The 17528-nt window shown below is 71.5% G+C and carries 17 protein-coding genes; 7 read left to right on the top strand and 10 right to left on the bottom strand.

Annotated features, from left to right (window positions below; genetic code table 11):
* Window positions 1-130: 130 nt before the first annotated feature.
* On the bottom strand, window positions 131-586 hold the full coding sequence (locus OHB13_RS19175) for an SseB family protein (protein ID WP_266855131.1): 456 nt from the start codon (window positions 584-586) through the stop codon (window positions 131-133).
* 152 nt (window positions 587-738) lie between these two features.
* On the opposite strand from OHB13_RS19175, the gene OHB13_RS19170 reads away from it, so the two are divergent.
* Window positions 739-2565, top strand: a complete 1827-nt coding sequence (locus OHB13_RS19170; RefSeq protein WP_266860860.1) for an acyl-CoA dehydrogenase — start codon at window positions 739-741, stop codon at window positions 2563-2565.
* Window positions 2566-2601: 36 nt separating this feature from the next.
* Here the strand turns inward: OHB13_RS19170 and OHB13_RS19165 are convergent, their stop codons facing one another.
* On the bottom strand, window positions 2602-2814 hold the full coding sequence (locus OHB13_RS19165; RefSeq protein WP_328377916.1) for a hypothetical protein: 213 nt from the start codon (window positions 2812-2814) through the stop codon (window positions 2602-2604).
* 130 nt (window positions 2815-2944) lie between these two features.
* On the opposite strand from OHB13_RS19165, the gene OHB13_RS19160 reads away from it, so the two are divergent.
* From OHB13_RS19160 to OHB13_RS19150, 3 genes are all read left to right on the top strand, one after another.
* Window positions 2945-4240, top strand: coding sequence for a M18 family aminopeptidase (locus tag OHB13_RS19160; protein WP_266855133.1), 1296 nt, complete (start codon window positions 2945-2947; stop codon window positions 4238-4240).
* Window positions 4241-4368: 128 nt separating this feature from the next.
* Entirely contained in the window at window positions 4369-4590 is a 222-nt protein-coding gene (locus OHB13_RS19155; RefSeq protein WP_266855134.1) for a DUF6458 family protein, read from the top strand.
* Window positions 4591-4689: 99 nt separating this feature from the next.
* Window positions 4690-7416, top strand: a complete 2727-nt coding sequence (locus OHB13_RS19150) for an AfsR/SARP family transcriptional regulator (protein ID WP_328377915.1) — start codon at window positions 4690-4692, stop codon at window positions 7414-7416.
* A 214-nt stretch (window positions 7417-7630) separates the two neighbouring features.
* Here the strand turns inward: OHB13_RS19150 and OHB13_RS19145 are convergent, their stop codons facing one another.
* On the bottom strand, window positions 7631-9445 hold the full coding sequence (locus OHB13_RS19145; protein WP_328377914.1) for an NHL domain-containing thioredoxin family protein: 1815 nt from the start codon (window positions 9443-9445) through the stop codon (window positions 7631-7633).
* Between the two features lie 104 nt (window positions 9446-9549).
* Between OHB13_RS19145 and OHB13_RS19140 the strand changes: the two genes are divergently transcribed.
* Window positions 9550-9735: a hypothetical protein gene (locus OHB13_RS19140; protein ID WP_328377913.1), complete on the top strand. Its 186-nt coding sequence runs from the start codon at window positions 9550-9552 to the stop codon at window positions 9733-9735.
* Between the two features lie 33 nt (window positions 9736-9768).
* Window positions 9769-10272 (top strand): LURP-one-related/scramblase family protein, encoded by a 504-nt coding sequence (locus OHB13_RS19135; RefSeq protein WP_266855139.1) that lies wholly within the window; start codon window positions 9769-9771, stop codon window positions 10270-10272.
* A 63-nt stretch (window positions 10273-10335) separates the two neighbouring features.
* On the opposite strand, the gene OHB13_RS19130 is transcribed toward OHB13_RS19135, so the two are convergent.
* The 5 genes from OHB13_RS19130 to OHB13_RS19110 all read right to left on the bottom strand — a co-directional run bounded on the left by OHB13_RS19130 (window position 10336) and on the right by OHB13_RS19110 (window position 14422).
* Window positions 10336-11283: an ABC transporter permease subunit gene (locus tag OHB13_RS19130; RefSeq protein WP_328377912.1), complete on the bottom strand. Its 948-nt coding sequence runs from the start codon at window positions 11281-11283 to the stop codon at window positions 10336-10338.
* Between the two features lie 132 nt (window positions 11284-11415).
* Entirely contained in the window at window positions 11416-12330 is a 915-nt protein-coding gene (locus OHB13_RS19125) for an ABC transporter ATP-binding protein (RefSeq protein ID WP_328377911.1), read from the bottom strand.
* Window positions 12327-12725, bottom strand: coding sequence for a GntR family transcriptional regulator (locus OHB13_RS19120; RefSeq protein ID WP_328377910.1), 399 nt, complete (start codon window positions 12723-12725; stop codon window positions 12327-12329). Before OHB13_RS19120 ends, OHB13_RS19125 begins: the two co-directional genes overlap by 4 nt.
* 192 nt (window positions 12726-12917) lie before the next feature.
* Window positions 12918-13565, bottom strand: a complete 648-nt coding sequence (locus OHB13_RS19115) for a class I SAM-dependent DNA methyltransferase (protein WP_328377909.1) — start codon at window positions 13563-13565, stop codon at window positions 12918-12920.
* Window positions 13566-13630: 65 nt separating this feature from the next.
* Window positions 13631-14422, bottom strand: a complete 792-nt coding sequence (locus tag OHB13_RS19110) for a carbon-nitrogen family hydrolase (RefSeq protein ID WP_328377908.1) — start codon at window positions 14420-14422, stop codon at window positions 13631-13633.
* A 185-nt stretch (window positions 14423-14607) separates the two neighbouring features.
* On the opposite strand from OHB13_RS19110, the gene OHB13_RS19105 reads away from it, so the two are divergent.
* The gene (locus tag OHB13_RS19105; protein WP_266855145.1) at window positions 14608-15432 is read left to right on the top strand and encodes a maleylpyruvate isomerase family mycothiol-dependent enzyme; all 825 of its coding nucleotides are present in this window, start codon (window positions 14608-14610) and stop codon (window positions 15430-15432) included.
* Between the two features lie 72 nt (window positions 15433-15504).
* Here OHB13_RS19105 and OHB13_RS19100 read toward each other — a convergent pair whose 3' ends face one another.
* The gene (locus OHB13_RS19100; RefSeq protein WP_328377907.1) at window positions 15505-16800 is read right to left on the bottom strand and encodes an MFS transporter; all 1296 of its coding nucleotides are present in this window, start codon (window positions 16798-16800) and stop codon (window positions 15505-15507) included.
* Window positions 16797-17450: a GntR family transcriptional regulator gene (locus OHB13_RS19095; protein ID WP_266855147.1), complete on the bottom strand. Its 654-nt coding sequence runs from the start codon at window positions 17448-17450 to the stop codon at window positions 16797-16799. The genes OHB13_RS19100 and OHB13_RS19095 overlap by 4 nt, the downstream gene beginning before the upstream one ends.
* Window positions 17451-17528 lie beyond the last annotated feature (78 nt).

Genomic DNA, 17528 nt, shown 5'->3' with positions numbered 1-17528 from the left:
ATCTAGCAAGCCATGCGCATTCCCGGAGCGGGCCGGAGCCCGTGGTTCAGCGTGGTTCAAGCCAGAGATTGACCGGATCACCCCGGGTGCGACGAGCCCTCAGCCGCACGTCCGCCGCAGCGACGAGCCCTCAGCCGTACATCCGCCGCATCGCGAAGTCGACCATCTGCTCCACGGCCTTCGCGTCGAAGACCATCCGGTGCTCGCCCTCCATGTCGAGGACGAAGCCGTACCCGGTGGGCAGCAGGTCGATGACCTCGGCGCCGGTGATCACGAAGTACTTGGACTCCTTGCCGGCGTACCTGCGGAGTTCCTTGAGCGAGGTGAACATGGGGATCACCGGCTGCTGGGTGTTGTGCAGGGCGAGGAATCCGGGGTTGTCGCCGCGCGGGCAGTAGACCTTCGACGTGGCGAAGATCTGCTGGAAGTCCTCGGCGGCCATCGAACCGGTGGTGAAGGCCCGCACGCCGTCGGCGAGCGAGGGCGGCGACGGCTCGGGGTACAGCGGCTGGTCACCGTAGCCGGGCTGCGGCGCGGTGTACTGCTGCTGGGCGCCCTGGTTCGGGTTCGAGTCGTAGCCGTACATGCGCGCAAGAGTACTGAGTAAAGGGGCCCCGCCGCAGGGGCGGTCTCGTCACACTTGCCCGATAGGGGTTGCGTCTTATTACTGGCGGGTAGCATCATCGTAGCTACTTGCTGGTATTCGTTACAGGTACGCGTTACGAGAGGGCTGTCGCCATGGGGCACTACAAGTCGAATCTCCGCGACATCGAGTTCAACCTCTTCGAGGTCCTCGGCCGCGACAAGCAGTACGGCGCCGGGCCGTTCGCAGAGATGGACGTCGACACCGCGAAGAGCATCCTCGACGAGGTGGCCCGGCTCGCGGAGAACGAGCTCGCCGAGTCCTATGCCGACGCCGACCGCAACCCGCCGGTCTTCGACCCGGAGACCAACACGGCACCCGTGCCTGACACGTTCAAGAAGTCCTACCAGGCCTTCATGGAGTCCGAGTACTGGCGTCTCGGCCTGCCCGAGGAGATCGGCGGCACCACCGCGCCGCGCTCCCTGATCTGGGCGTACGCGGAGCTGCTGCTCGGCGCGAACCCGGCGATCTGGATGTACTCCTCCGGTCCGGCCTTCGCCGGAATCCTCTTCGAGGAGGGCACCGAGGAGCAGAAGAAGATCGCGGAGATCGCGGTCGAGAAGCAGTGGGGCTCCACGATGGTCCTCACCGAGCCGGACGCCGGCTCGGACGTGGGCGCCGGCCGGACGAAGGCCGTGCAGCAGGACGACGGCTCCTGGCACATCGAGGGCGTGAAGCGCTTCATCACCTCGGGCGAGCACGACATGTCCGACAACATCATCCACTACGTGCTGGCGCGCCCCGAGGGTGCGGGCCCCGGCACCAAGGGCCTCTCGCTCTTCATGGTGCCGAAGTTCGAGTTCGACTGGACCACCGGCGAACTGGGCGAGCGCAACGGCGTGTACGCGACGAACGTCGAGCACAAGATGGGCCTCAAGGCGTCCAACACCTGCGAGATGACGTTCGGCGACCGTCACCCGGCCAAGGGCTGGCTGATCGGTGACAAGCACGAGGGCATCCGCCAGATGTTCCGCATCATCGAGTTCGCCCGGATGATGGTCGGCACCAAGGCCATCGCGACGCTCTCGACCGGCTACCTGAACGCCCTGGAGTACGCCAAGGAGCGCGTGCAGGGCCCCGACCTCGCGCAGTTCATGGACAAGTCCGCGCCGAAGGTCACCATCACGCACCACCCCGACGTGCGCCGCTCGCTGATGACGCAGAAGGCGTACGCCGAGGGCATGCGCACCCTGGTCCTCTACACGGCATCCGTCCAGGACGCGATCCAGGAGAAGGAAGCCGCGGGCGAGGACGCCAAGGCGCTGCACGGCCTCAACGACCTGCTGCTGCCGATCGTGAAGGGGTACGGCTCGGAGAAGTCGTACGAGCAGCTGGCCCAGTCGCTCCAGACCTTCGGCGGCTCCGGCTACCTCCAGGAGTACCCGGTCGAGCAGTACATCCGGGACGCCAAGATCGACACCCTCTACGAGGGCACGACGGCGATCCAGGGCCAGGATTTCTTCTTCCGGAAGATCGTCCGCGACCAGGGCGCCGCGCTGAACACCCTCTCCGAGGAGATCAAGAAGTTCCTCGCGGGCGGCAGCGGTGGCGAGGAGCTGACCGGCGCCCGTGAGCAGCTGGCCAAGGCCGCGGTGGATCTGGAGGCGATCGTCGGCGCGATGATCACCGACCTGACCTCGACCGGCGAGGACGTCAAGAACATCTACAAGGTGGGGCTCAACACCACCCGCCTGCTGCTGGCTTCGGGCGATGTCGTCGTCGCGTACCTGCTGCTCAAGGGTGCGGCGGTGGCCGCCGAGAAGCTGCCGACCGCCTCCGCGAAGGACGTCGCCTTCTACCAGGGCAAGATCGCGGCCGCGAAGTTCTTCGCCGCCAACGTCCTGCCCGGCGTGAGCGCGGAGCGCGCCCTCGCCGAGACCGTCGACACCTCGCTGATGGACCTGGACGAGGCTGCGTTCTGAGCAGTACTGGCTGAGCAGCAGTACTCGCTGAGCAGGTCAGGCCGAGCAGCGGTCCGGCTGAGCAGTTCTGGGCAGCCCAGCGGCGGCGTGGTCCCCGGTCTCCGGGGGCGCGCCGCCGCTGTGTGTTCTCGCGGGCGTCCGCTCCGGGCGCGGGGGCCTGCGGGAGCGGGCAGTTGCGGCGATCAGCACATGCTGCAGGATCTCGCCCAGCAGCACGGGCTCCCTGGTGTCGGCACCGTATTCGACCATGCGCCGATAGTCGCACCCCCCACTGACAGCGGCCGGAATCCGTCCCGCATGTCCCCTGCGCCCACCGGCCCCACAGCCCCGTTCCGTTCCGGCGGGCGGGGCCGCCGCCGCGGTCGTTAGGGTGGCTGCCATGAGCACATCCGCCCGCTTCGACCGCGGCCACACCGACGACCTGATGTCCTTCCTCACGGCCAGCCCGTCGCCCTATCACGCCGTGGCGAACGCCGCCGGGCGGCTGGACAAGGCAGGCTTCAGGCAGGTGTCGGAGACCGACGCCTGGGACGCGTCCGCGGGCGGCAAATACGTGTTGCGGGGCGGGGCGATCATCGCCTGGTACGTGCCGGAGAACGCGGCGGCGCACACCCCGTTCCGGATCGTCGGCGCCCACACCGACTCCCCGAACCTGCGCGTCAAGCCCCTCCCGGACAGCGGCAGCGACGGCTGGCGCCAGGTGGCCGTCGAGGTCTACGGCGGCACCCTGCTCAACACCTGGCTCGACCGGGACCTGGGCCTCGCCGGTCGGCTCACCCTGCGCGACGGCAGCCACCGGCTGGTCGACGTGGACCGGGCGCTGCTGCGCGTACCGCAGCTCGCCATCCACCTGGACCGCTCGGTCCACACCGATGGACTCAAGCTCGACAAGCAGCGCCACATGCAGCCGGTCTGGGGCCTCGGGGAGGTCCGCGAGGGCGACCTGATGCGATTCGTCGCCGATGAGGCCGGGGTCGCGGCCGACGACGTGACCGGCTGGGACCTCATGGTGAGCCCCGTCGAGGCGCCCTCCTACCTGGGCCGCGACCGGGAACTCGTCGCGGGCCCCCGGATGGACAACCTGCTCTCCGTGCACGCCGCCACCGCCGCACTGGCCGCCGTCGCTTCCTCCGACAACGAACTGACGCACATCCCGGTGCTGGCCGCCTTCGACCACGAGGAGAACGGCTCCCAGTCCGACACCGGCGCCGACGGGCCGCTGCTCGGCACCGTCCTGGAGCGCTCCGTCATGGCCCGCGGCGGCACGTACGAGGACCGGGCCCGCGCGTTCGCCGGGTCGGTCTGCCTCTCGTCCGACACCGGTCACGCCGTACACCCCAACTACAGCGAGCGCCACGATCCGACGCACCACCCGCGCGCCAACGGCGGCCCGATCCTCAAGGTCAACGTCAATATGCGGTACGCGACGGACGGCAGCGGCCGGGCGGTGTTCGCCGCCGCGTGCGAGAAGGCCGGGGTGCCCATGCAGCACTTCGTGTCGAACAACTCCATGCCGTGCGGCACGACCATCGGCCCGATCACCGCGGCCCGGCACGGCATCAGCACCGTGGACATCGGCGTCGCGATCCTCTCCATGCACAGCGCGCGCGAGCTGTGCGGGGCCGACGACCCGTATCTGCTCGCCAACTCCCTGACGGCGTTCCTGGAGGGCTGAACCCCGCGCCGCCGCCCCCGCTCCCCACTGAATTCCGTTGCTCCGAAGCTGCGTTGATTGGCCGTACAGGTCCCGGGTACGCGACCTGTACGGACCCAACAGCCCCAACAGTTCGGAGGCGAACACCGATGGGCCTTGGCGGCTGCATCATCCTTCTCGTGGTGGGGGGCATCCTCACCTTCGCGACCAACTGGCACATGAACGGTGTCAACCTGGACATGGTCGGCATCATCATGATGCTCGTCGGTGTCATCGGCATCGCGGTCTACACCAGCGTCCTGCGCCGTCGCCGCCCGACGGTGCCGACGTCGACCACCGTCGTCGAGGACGACCACCACCACCTGGGCTGACGACCGGGGCCTTCCATCTGGATCAGGCCCGGCCCGGCCCACGTATCCTCGCTGTCCCGGGGAGAGACGCGGGACAGCGAGGATCGGGGTGGGCACACCGTGGAGTTCCGGCTGCTCGGAGCGGTCGCCGTGACGACGGAGGACGGCGACCTCTCCCTCGGCCCCGCCAAACGGGCCGGTGTCCTCACCACCCTGCTGCTGCGACCCAACGCAGCGGTGTCCGTGGATCAGTTGACCGCCGCGCTCTGGGAAGAGGCGCCGCCCACCCACTCCAGGACCGTGCTGCACGGCCATGTCTCACGGCTGCGCGCCCTGCTCACCGCGCACGGCGCCCAGGCGTACGGGGTCGAACTCGCCACCCAGGGCTCCGCCTACGTCCTGCGGACGCCGGAGTCCCTCATCGACGCGCACCGCTTCGACGAGCTGGTCTCGCTCTCGCGCGTGCAGCGCAGGCCCGCCGACGCCGTCCTCATGCTCCGCGAGGCCCTGTCCCTGTGGCGGGGGCCCGCGCTCACCGGCACGGTCCCCAGCCCGCCGCTGGAAGCGGCCGCCCACGCCCTGGAAGAGCTGCGGCTCGCCTCGGTGGAGGCGCTCGCCGATGCGTACGGGCAGCTCGGCGAGCACGAGCGGGCTGCGGCCGTCCTGCGGACCGAGGCGGTCACCCACCCGCTGCGGGAGTCGCTGGCCGCCGCGCTGATGGTCGCGCTCAGCCGCTCGGGGCGGCAGTCCGACGCACTGGACTGGTACCACCGCACCCGCAGGCTCCTCGCCGACGAGCTGGGCGTCGACCCGGGGGCCACCCTCACCGGCGCCTACACCGCGATCCTGCGGGCGAAGGAACCGGCGCGGGTGCCGCAGGCCGCCGCACCTGCCGCGCCGGAGCGGGTGCCGGATCTGCTGCCCCGGGCGCCCCGGGGATTCACCGGGCGCGGCGACGAACGGTCCGCCCTGGCCAGGGCGGTGGCATCCGGCGACGGCCCCGTCTGTCTGGTGACCGGCCCCGCCGGGGTCGGCAAGACGGCCCTGACCGTGCACTGGGCGCACGAGCGGCGCGACGACTTCCCCGACGGGCGGCTCTTCGCCGACCTGCGCGGCTTCAGCGACACCCCGGCACCCGAAACCCACGCCGTACTGCGGGAGTTCCTGCTCGCACTGGGTGTGCCCGTGCGGGGCATCCCGGAGACGGCCGCGTCGATGGGCGCGCTGTACCGCTCGCTGACGAGTGGTCTGCGGCTGCTCGTCGTCCTGGACAACGCGCTCAACTCCCAGCAGGTGCGCCCGCTGCTGCCCGGCGGCGACCAGTGCGTCACCCTGGTCACCAGCCGCGACCGGCTCGGCGGTCTCGTCGCGTCCGACGCGGCCCGCCCGGTGCCCCTGGCGCAGCTGCCTGCGGCGGACGCCGCCGCGCTCCTCTCGGCCGTACTGGGCGCGGAGCGGATCGCGGCGGAACCGGCCGCCGCCGCCCGGATCGCCGCCCTCTGCGACGGGCTTCCGCTCGCCCTGCGCGTGACCGCCGCCCGGCTGGCCGGCAGCCCGCAGTGGACGCTGGACACCATGGCCGGTGAACTGGCCGACGAGCAGAACCGGTTGAGCCTGCTCGCCGTCGACGACACCGGCGTCGCGGCGTCCCTGCGCCTCACCGTGCAGCAGCTGCACCCGAAGGCCGGCCGGATGTTCCGCTGTCTCGGCCTGCACACCGGCCCCGACCTGGACCGCTACACGGCGGGCGCGCTCGCCGGGACCTCCCCCGCACAGGCCGCGGCCGCCCTCGACCTGCTGGCCTGCGCCCACCTGGTCACCGAGTCACCGCGCGGCCGCTACGCACCGCATGACCTCGTACGCCTCTATGCCCGCACGACGACGGCCCCGGAGGCCGGGGCAGAGGCCGAGCCAGGAGCCGGACCCGGAGCCGGACCGGAGGCGGAGCCCGGAGCCGAGCCGGACGGCCTGCGCCGCCTCCTCGACCACTATCTGCACACCGCGCTCGCCGCGGGGGCCGCGGCCGAACCGGGCAGCCAGCCCTGCTGCACACTGCCCGCCGACGCCCTGCGGCCGCCCGCGGTCCGGGAGTTCGCCGACCGGGAGGCGGCGGTCGACTGGTACGCGGCCGAGCGGGCCGCGCTGCGGGGCGCCGTCGAGGCGGCGGCCGCCGCGGGGCTGCACGACCGGGCCTGGCGGCTGGTCCTGCTCCAGTGGCCGCTGATCCTCTGGCGGATCAGGGACGGCTGGGTGCCCCTCCTGGAGCAGGCACTGATATCGGCCCGCCACGAGGACCACGCCGACGCGCAGGCCAGGGCGCTGGCCCTGCTCGGCTGGGTGCTGCACAGGGAGGGCCGGGACACCGAGGCCCTGGCCCATCTGGAGCAGGCTCCGGCGCTGGCGGTACGCGCGGGCGACGTGATCAGCGAGGCCATCGCCCTGCTCAATCTGGCGGTCGTCCTGGACGGCGCGCAGGACAGCGCGGCCGACAGCGCACGCGCCGGTGAGCTCCTCTCGTACGCCCTGACGCTGGCGACCGGCGCGCACCATCCGCCGACCGAGATCCTCGCCCTCCAGCATCTGGCCGACCACTGCCTGACCACCGGTGCGTACGCGGTGGCCGGGGAGCACGCGGTACGGGCGCTCGGTCTCGCCACCTCGCCCGAGGCGGCGGCCTGCCGGGTCCAGCTGCGCACCACGTTCGGCGCGGCGCTGGCCGCACTGGGCCGGGCGGACGAGGCGGCGGAGCAGCTGGGCCGGGCGGAGCGGGAGGCCGCGGCGGCGGGCTTCCTCGACGGTGCGGTCCTGGCGCGGCAGCGGCTGGCGGAGCTGTCAGCGAAGCGTTAGCGATACGCAAGCGGAACGACAGGGCGTGGCCGGAGACTTGGAGCTGCCGGGGACGGAGCTGCCACGGACGGAGCTGCCAGGGACACCGGGGCAGACCGGCCGCGCCGAGCATCTGCGGCCGCTTCTGCGGCACGTGCCGCACGGCCCCCGCCCCGGGCACCCCGGGCACCCCTGAACCGGACGGCTGGCCGGCCCACCCCTTGTTTCCGGCCGGTCAGCCGTCCATCCCCGCCAGCACCAGCGGGAGCCGGGCCGTCCCCTCGTCCGTCACGCGGACGGGGACGCCCCAGTCCTGCTGGTGCACATGGCAGGCGGGATATTCGTTGGCCGGGTCGTCGTCGCAGGAGGCGGCCATCGCCGACACATGGAGTACGCCCTCGGTGACCCCGGGGTTCAGCGCCACGTCCCGGAAGAGGTCCGTACCGGCCCCGTCCCCGTCGAGCAGCAGCTCGGGCGGGGTCGCGGAGACCAGCAGCCGGGTGGACGGGCCGTACCGCAGGTCCAGCTTCTGCCCCGCGGGCGCCTGGAAGATCACGTCCACCCGGAGCGTGCCCGGCGCGACATCGGTGGCGGCCCGCTGCGTGCGGTGGGCCACGCTCTCCACCCGTACCGCCTCGTCCGGCAGCCGCAGCCGGGTCAGCCGGTGCCGCGCGGACTCGACCACCACGATGTCGTCCCCGACGAGCACCGCGTCGCTCGGCTCCCGCAAGTCCGTGGCCAGCGTGCTCACTTCACCGGTGGCCGGGTCGTAGCGGCGCAGCGCGTGGTTGTACGTGTCGGACACCGCGACCGAACCGTCGGGCAGCGCCGTCACGCCCAACGGGTGCTGGAGCAGGGCCTGTCCGGCGTCGCCGTCCCGGTGGCCGAAGTCGAAGAGCCCGGTGCCGACGGCGGTGTGCACCACCGCGCCCCCGGTGGCGTCCCGGTCGATCCAGCGCAGCGCGGACGTCTCGGAGTCGGCGATCCACAGCCGGTCCCCGGCGGCCGAGAGACCGGACGGCTGCGCGAACCACGCGTCGGCGGCCGGCCCGTCGACCAGCCCCTCGTTGGTGGTCCCGGCCGCCACCCCGACGGTGCCGCTCTCCGGGTCGTACGTCCACAGCTGGTGGACACCCGCCATGGCGATCCACAGCCGCCCGCCGAACCAGGCGAGGTCCCAGGGCGAGGAGAGCGCCACACCGAGAGCGGGCCCGCTGGTCGGCGACCCCTGCCACCACTGCTTCCCGGTCCCCGCGACGAGCGCGATCTCGCCGCTCTCCGGGTCGTACGTGCGGATGGCGTGGTGGACGGTGTCGGCGACCGCGACCTTCCCGTCGGGCAGCAGCGCGAGCCCCTGCGGCTCGTTGAACACGCCGTCGCCGCCGATCCGCCGTACGACGGTCTCGCCGTCCGGCTCCAGCTCGACCAGCTGGTGGCGGGTGGTGTCCGACACCAGCAGATTGCCGCCGGGCAGCTCGATCGCCTTGCCCGGGAACCGCAGATCGGTGGCGACCGGCTCGGGCGCGACGTACGGTCCGTCGCCGCGCCGCAGCGTGCCCTTCGCGGCGTGCTCGGCCTCCAGCTCGCTGACCAGCGCCTCAATGGCGTGGGCATGCCCCTCACCGGCGTGCTGGGCGACGATGTACCCCTCGGGGTCGATCACCACGAGCGTCGGCCAGGCCCGGACGGCGTACTGCTTCCAGGTGGCCAGCTCGGGATCGTCGAGGACGGGGTGGTGCACCCCGTACCGCTCGACGGCGTCGACCACGGCCTGGTGCTCGGCCTCGTGCACGAACTTCGGGGAGTGCACCCCGACGATCACGACGGTGTCGCTGTGCCGCTGCTCCAGCTCACGCAGCTCGTCGAGGACGTGCAGACAGTTGATGCAGCAGAAGGTCCAGAAGTCGAGGATCAGTGTGCGACCACGGAAGTCGGCGAGTTTCAGATCCTTCCCACCGGTGTTGAGCCAGCCGCCCTTGCCGATCAGCTCGGGGGCACGGAGACGGGCACGGCGGGGCGCGGGGGTGGGCGCCGGAGCGGCATCGTTCATACGGTCAAGGGTGCCACCTGAACCCGTGTGACCTGCGGCACAGCACCCTGTGGAGGCTCCTGGGAAGGGGTCGGCTCCGCACAGCCGGGCACCGGGCACGCCGCGTGAGCGGTCCCTGGGTGCTGGACAGTCTGGCCTGTCGCTCTACTTCCGCGCGGGCCGCGTCCGGGCCGGTGACCGTCCTGACGTCCGACGTGGACGACCTGGTGCCGCTGTGCGGCAAGGGCATCACGGTGCTCAAGGTCTGGCATTCTCCCGGGAGTTCGCCCCACGGGTCCGCCCGGTCCTGATCCGGTCCGCCGTCCGGCGGTAACGTCATCCGCATGAAATTCCTTGTGCGCGACCGAATCTTCGACATCGGCGACGACTACTGGATCGAGAACGAGAACGGCCACAAGGCCTACCTCGTCGACGGCAAGGTGATGCGCATCCGCGACACCCTTGAGCTCAAGGACCTCGACGGGCAGGTGCTGATCACGCTCAAGGAGAAGCTGATCGCGATCAGCGACACGATGACCCTGAAGCGGGACGGCGAGGAACTGGCCACCGTCAGGAAGAAGAAGCTCACCCTGATGCACGACCACTACCGGGTGAAGCTGGTGGACGGCACCGAGCTGGAGGTCAGCGGGAACATCCTGGACCGCGAGTTCGCGGTCGAGTACGAGAACGAGCTGCTGGCCGACATCTCGAAGAAGTGGTTCAGCGTGCGCGACGCGTACGCGGTGAACGTGGTCCGTGAGGACTCCGACCCGGCGCTGATGATCGCCATCGCGGTCTCCGTGATCCACATGCACGAGAAGGAACACGAGAAGGAGCACGCGGGCTGAGCAGTGCGGGCCCTCTCGACGGGGTCACTGCCCCGGCCGCCGCACCCGGCCGGGGCCTCGCTGTCAGGCCGTACGGCGCTTCAGGACCCAGAAGGCGACGCCGACGGCGAGCGCGGTCAGGGCGAGGAGTACGCCGCTCTCCAGCAGCTGGCGGGGCCAGAAGTCGGAGGACGGGAGATAGGTGCGGGTGAAGCCGGTCACGTCGTGCTGGGCGAGGCAGCGCACCTTGTCGTAGCACTCGGGGTCGGTGATCCGGGCGCCGGTGGACGTGATCGCCCGGCTGTGTACGGAGAGTTCGGGCACCTGGTAGGCGCGCTGGAACGGCCACAGGCCGCTGCGGACCGCCGTGACCGCGTACTGGATGACGGCGGCGGCGAGCATGGCGGGCAGGGTGCGGCGCAGCAGCATTCCGCAGAGCGCGCCGAGGGCCAGCGCGAAGAGCGGGGCGACGACGGCGGCGGGTCCGATCGAGAAGTACAGCTGCCGGGGCTGGTAGCCGGCGACCAGCAGACCGCTGTGGGATGACCACAGCAGCCGGTAGAGCACGATGAGCACACCGGTGCTCACGACCAGGACGACGGCCGGTACGGCGAGTTTGGCGGCGAGCCAGCGCGCCGGGGAGACGGACTGGGACCAGGCGAGCCTGGTGGTGCCGCTCTCCAGCTCGCGGGCGATCAGCGGGCCTGCCGCGAAGACGGCAACGCAGAACGTGGCAGCGCTGATCAGGGTGGCCGGGTCGTAGAAGAAGCTGTCGAAGCCGGAGAAGTAGGTCCTGGCCGCCAGGTCGTGCCAGGCGGCCTGTTGCACTCCGGCGTAGCCGAACTTGTCGAACAGCTTCTGGGTGGCGTTCGCGCCGGGCCCGTACAGCCAGAGCAGCAGCCCCGCGGTGACGACCACGTAAGCGGTCCAGGACCACAGCGCCGCCCGGTGCAGGCGCAGTTCGGCGCGGAACAGGTCGAGGCCCGAGGGGCGGAGCGAGGGCGCGGGTTTGTCCAGGGATGCGGTGGTCATGAGACGTCCTTGTGGGCAGTAGTGCGGCGGTGGGGGAACGCGAGACGGGGAACGGGCGTGGTGGGGGGGATCGGGGAACGGGCGTGGTGCGGCCGGTCCCGGGCTGCGGGCTGCGAGGGGGCGGGGCGGTGGTCAGGCCGCGGCCGTGGTGTCCCCGTTCATGTCCGGGGTGAGGAACGCCGGGGACGTCGGCGTGCGGAGGTGGGCCAACAGCAGCTCCTCCAGGGTCGGTTCCGCTGTCTGCCAGGTGTCGGCGAGCGGGCCCCGGGGGCGGATCAGGGCGCTGAGGCCGCGGCCGGTGGGGTGCGACTCGATGACCGTGTGCGGGGACAGGTCGGTACCCCGGCCGGTGACCACGGTGTGCGCGGCGAGCAGCGCCTCGACGGAGCCGCCCAGCTGGACGCGGCCGCCGTTGAGGAGCAGCACGTGGTCGCAGGAGTAGGTGAGTTCGGAGACGATGTGTGAGGAGAGCAGGATGCTGGTGCCGTTCTCGGCGGCGTCGGCGAGGAGCAGGCCCATCAGCTGCTGACGGGCCAGCGGATCGAGGTCCGCCATCGGTTCGTCCAGCAGCAGCAGGTCGGGCCGCTTGCCCAGGGTGAGGGCGAGTGCCACGCGGGTGCGCTCGCCGCCGGAGAGCCCGCGGATCCTGCGCCGGGGGTCGAGGCCGCCCTGTTCCACGATCCGGGCGGCGTAAGCGGTGTCCCAGCGGCCCGCGTTGAGGCGGGCGCCGATGCCGAGGGTGTCGGCGATGGAGAGATGCCCGTAGAGCGGTTGGTCCTGGTCCAGATAGCCGACCCGGTCCCGGTGGGTGCCGGGAGCGGCGCCCAGGACGTTCACGGCGCCGGCGTCCGGCCGGATCAGGCCGGCGGCGATCCGCAGGAGCGTGGACTTGCCCGCACCGTTGGGGCCGACCAGCGCGCAGACGCTGCCCGCCGGGACGCGGAAGGAGCAGTCCTCCAGGGCGAGGGACGTACGGCGGCCGCGCCCAAAGCGCTGGGTGACCCCGGTCACCTCTATCGCGGCCGGGGCGCCGCTGCTGGTGCTCACTGGTCCTCCTTCGGGAAATGCTCGTCCAGTACCGAGGTCAGCAGTGCGGCGGCGCTCTCCCGGCCGACACCGGCGGCGCGGGCCCGCAGGGCCCAGCCGTCGAGTTCTGCCCGCAGAGGGGATTCGGCGCCGTTGCCGTCGAGCGTTCTGAGCACGAACGTGCCCACGCCCCGCCGCGCCTCGACCAGGCCCGAGCGCTCCAGCTCGCGGTACGCCTTGAGCACGGTGTTCGGATTGATGGCCGTGGCCTCGACGACCTCTCGGGCCGTGGGGAGCTTGTCCCCCGGTTCGAGGAGGCTCATCCGCAGCGCCTGCTGGGTCTGCTGGACGATCTGGAGGTAGGCGGGGATGCCGCTGTGCCGGTCGATGCGGTACTCGACATGGTGATCGGCCACCGGCGCACCCTCTTTCACTAATTGACTAGTGAAACTTTGCACAGCGGCGGGAGAAGCGTCAAGTCCGGGGTGCGTGACGCCACGAGGGCCGGGCCCGCGATCGGACCCGGCCCTCGTGGCGCGGTGGCGTGGTGGTGGCTTGGTGGCACGGTGGTGCGATGGCGCGGTGGTGGCGGGCGTCGTGGCCCCGGCTCAGTGGCCCCTGGTCGCCTGGAGGTACGCCTGCGGCTGCTTCTCCTGCGGGTCCGGCTCGCGCAGCAGCTGGGCCCGTAGGTCGAACCCGGCGTCGGCCAGCCACCCGGCGACCCGGTCCGGCGGCAGCCAGTGGACGTCGAGCGAGAGGTCGTGGCCGTAGGCGTGGTCGAGGTGGCGGCGTTCGTCACCGGCCTTGAAGGCGAGCAGCAGCCGGCCGCCCGGCGCGAGCACCCGGTGGAACCCGGCGAACACCGACGGCAGCAGCTCCGGCGGCATATGGATGATCGAGTACCAGGCGACCAGGCCGCCCAGCGAGCCGTCCGCCAGGTCGAGTGCGGTCATCGACCCGACGTCGAACCGCAGGCCCGGATACGTCCGGCGGGCCACATCGACCATCCCCGGCGAGAGGTCGACGCCGAAGGCCTCCACCCCCAGCCCGGCCAGATGCGCCGTCACCCGGCCGGGACCGCAGCCGATGTCGGCCACCGGGCCACCGCCGTCCATCCGCACCTGCTCGGCGAACGCGGCGAGCATCGCGCGGTCGTAGGGGCTGACCGCGAGGTGGCCACGGACGAGTTCCTCGTAGGCGACCGCGACGGTGTCGTAGGACGCGCGGATGGTACTCAGGCAGCCGGGTTCGGTCATGGCGGTGCTTCCTGCTCCGTAACTTCGCGTTCGGCCGTACTGTCAGCGCGGCGGGGCCGGCACTGTCAGTGCGGCGGGGCCAGCCCGAGTCGCCGGTCCTTCAGTGCGGGGAACTGCTCGCGGGTCCTGGTGACGAGCTCCGGGTCGAGTTCGACCGTCAGGACCTCCTCGCCCTGGCCCGCCTCGGCGAGCACCTCACCCCAGGGGTCGACCACGATGCTGTGGCCCGCCTGCTCCACGCCGGCGTGCGTACCGGCGGATCCGCAGGCCAGGACGTACGCCTGGTTCTCCACCGCGCGCGCCTGCGCGAGCAGTGTCCAGTGCGAGCGACGGCGCTCCGGCCAGCCCGCGGGGACGACCAGGAGACGGGCGCCCGCGTCGGTCAGGCCGCGGAACAGCTCGGGGAAGCGGAGGTCGTAACAGGTGGCCAGGCCGAGCGTGGTCGCCGGCAGGTCCACCGTCACCAGCTCGTCGCCCGCTCCCATCAGGACCGCCTCGCCCTTGTCGAAGCCGAAGCGGTGGATCTTGCGGTAGACGGCGGCCCGTTCGCCCTCGGGCGTGAAGACCAGCGAGGTGTTGTAGAGGGCTCCTTCGGGGTCCCGCTCCACGATCGAGCCGGCGTGCAGCCAGACTCCGGCGTCGCGGGCCGCCTCCGCCATCGCCTGGTGCGTGGGTCCTTCCAGCGGTTCGGCCTCGGCCGCGAAGGACTGGTACGCGAAGGCCCCCACGGGCCACAGTTCGGGCAGTACAACGAGATCCGCACCGGACTGTTCACGTACGAGATCCGCTACGCGCAACCGGCGCGAAACGGGCGATTCCGCAGGATTCACTGCGATCTGGAGGAGAGAGGCGCGCACAGTACCACCGTCCTGGCATTCGGGCCGTCAACGCGGGCCTACGATCGTCACACGAAAGCACTGCCGGGGTGCCACTGGGCAGCGTACTGTGCCTTCCGGGGGGATGCCCCCAGACCCCCAGCAGCGCCTCGAACACCAGCAGGTCTACGCCCGCCGTACCGCAGAACACCGCTCCGAGGGGTCCCGTGACAGTCCATCCAAGCCTTCAGACCTACGCCGACGCCTGGACCCACTCCGCAGACGCCATATCCGAGTTGGTCAAGCCGCTCGTCGAGGGCGAGTGGAACCGTGGGACGCCGTGCCCCAACTGGTCGGTGCGCGACATCATCTCCCACATCATCGGCATGGAGAACGAACAGCTCGGGGACCCTCGGCCGATCCACACCCTGCCGCGCGACCTCTTCCATGTGAAGACGGACCACCAGCGGTACATGGAGATGCAGGTCGACGTGCGGCGCCACCACACCTCGCCGGAGATGACCGCGGACCTGGAGTACACGATCATCCGGCGCTCGCGGCAGCTGCGGAACGAGACCCGGCAGCCGGACACCATGGTGCGCGCGCCGCTCTCCGCGGAGCAGACGCTGGAACAGGCGCTGCGGATGCGCGCGTTCGACGTCTGGGTGCATGAGCAGGATCTCCGCACCACCCTGGGCAAGCCGGGCAATCTGGACTCGCAGGGGGCCTATGTGGCCCGCGACGTCCTGGTGCAGGCGCTGCCGAAGGTCGTCGCCAAGGAGGCGGGCGCGCCGCCGAACACCGCGGTCGTCTTCGACATCACCGGCGCCGTCGAGTTCATGCGGACGGTCCGGGTGGACGCCGAGGGCCGGGGCACGGTCGACGGCTCGCCCTCGCTGGGGCCCGCCGTGACGATCGCGATGGACTGGGACACGTACTTCCGGCTGGCCTGCGGGCGGGTACGGCTCGCGTCGGTCTCGGACCAGATCAAGGCCGAGGGCGACCAGGAACTGGCCGCGGCGATCCTCCAGTCGTTCGCCGTGACGCCGTGAACCCCGCGACGCCGTAGAGCCTTACGGAGTCACGGGCTTACGGAGTCACGGGCCCACGCCGCCGTAACAGACTCACGCCGGGACGTGTACGGCCTCCACCCGGCTGGTCACCAGCCGCTCGCTCTCGCGGCGCGCGCTGCGCCGCCGCAGCCGGAGGATCTGGGTGACGCCCAGCGCCTCCAGGACGAACACGGAGCAGAAGGCGATCCGGTAGTTGTCGTCCGTCGCGTCCAGCAGGACCCCGACCGCGAGCAGCGTCGTCATCGACGCGATGAACCCGCCCATGTTGACGATGCCGGACGCGGTGCCCTGGCGCTCCGGGGGGTTGGCGGGGCGCGCGAAGTCGAAGCCGATCATCGAGGCGGGACCGCAGGCGCCGAGCACCGTGCAGAGCGTCAGCAGCAGCCACATCGGCGCGTGATCGCCCGGGTAGGCGAGGGTGCACGCCCAGAGCAGCGCGGTCGCACCCACCGTGGACAGCGCGATGGGGGCGCGGGCGCCCTGGTGCCGGGCGATGATCTGCCCGTAGACCAGGCCGACGACCATGTTCGAGAGCACGATCAGGGTGAGCAGTTCGCCCGCCGTGGCGCGGGACAGGCCCTCCGCCTCGACGAGGAACGGCATCCCCCACAGCAGCAGGAAGAACATCGCGGGGAACTGCGTGGTGAAGTGCACCCACATCCCGAGCCGGGTGCCGGGCTCGCGCCACGCGGCGGCGATCTGCCGGCGCACGGATGCGGCCCCCGGGTGCGGGGCGGGCGGCGGTTCGAACCCCTCGGGGTGGTCCTTCAGGAAGAGCAGCATCACGACCAGCACCAGCACCCCGGCCAGCGAGCTGCCCGCGAAGGTGGCGGTCCAGCCGAGGCCGTGCAGCGTACGGGAGATGACGATGGTCGAGACGAGGTTGCCGGCCATCCCGACGAGCCCCGCGAGCTGCGCGACCATCGGCCCGCGCCGGGCCGGGAACCAGCGGCTGCCGAGCCGCAGCACGCTGATGAAGGTCATGGCGTCACCGCAGCCGAGCAACGCGCGGGAGGCGAGGGCCGTGCCGTACGTGGGGGAGAACGCGAAGCCGAGCTGCCCCAGCGTGAACAGCACCACGCCGAGGGTCAGCACCTTCTTGGTGCCGAGCCGGTCCACGAGCAGGCCGACGGGTATCTGCATCCCGGCGTAGACGAGCAGCTGGAGTATGGAGAAGGTGGAGAGGGCGGAGGCGTCGATGTGGAAGCGGTCGGCGGCGTCCAGACCGGCCACGCCCAGGCTGGTACGGAAGACGATCGCCACGAAGTAGACGGCGACGCCGATCGACCACACGGTGACCGCGCGCCTGCCTCCCGGCGGATCGCCGGGCAGCGCGACGCCGCTCATCGGACCTCCCCCCGGGCCAGGTCACGGACCCTGCTGACGTGCCGGCGGACGACCGCGACGGCGCCTTCGGTGTTCCCGTCCCGCAGCGCCTCCAGGATCTCGCCGTGCTCGGCGAGGGTGGTGGCGGTGCGGTCGGGGTGGGCCTGGAGCACGGCGACGCCCATCCGCAGCTGCCGGTCGCGCAGCTGGTCGTAGAGGCGGGAGAGGATCTCGTTCCCGGCGCTGCGGACGATCTCCGCGTGGAAGCAGCGGTCGCTGACGGCGGCTCCGGCCAGGTCACCGGCCGCCACCTGCGCGGTCTGCTCGGCCAGCAGCTCCGTCAGCCGCTCGATGAGCTGGGGAGCGGCGGGCACGGCCTTGCGCGCGGCGAACTCCTCGACCAGCAGCCGGGTCTCCACCACGTCGTGGATCTCCTGCGCGGAGACGGCGAGAACCAGGGCGCCCTTCTTCGGGTAGAGCTTGATGAGCCCCTCCACCTCCAGCTTGAGCAGCGCCTCCCGCACGGGCGTCCGGGAGACGCCCACGGCGTCGGCCAGCTCGCCCTCGGTGAGGAGCGTCCCGCCCTCGTAGCGGCGGTCGAGTACGGCCTGCTTGACGTGTGCGTACACGCGGTCGGCGGCGGGGGGCTGTTTCAGCGGGGCGACTGGCATGCGCACAGCATAGATACAACAGGTATGCGTAGGGGAGCGATGTCCGCATGGCGGGACGTGGCGTGGGCGGATGGGTGA

This window comes from Streptomyces sp. NBC_00440 (assembly GCF_036014215.1).
Lineage (GTDB): Bacteria > Actinomycetota > Actinomycetes > Streptomycetales > Streptomycetaceae > Streptomyces.
This window is presented reverse-complemented; position numbering and strand designations above follow the sequence as displayed.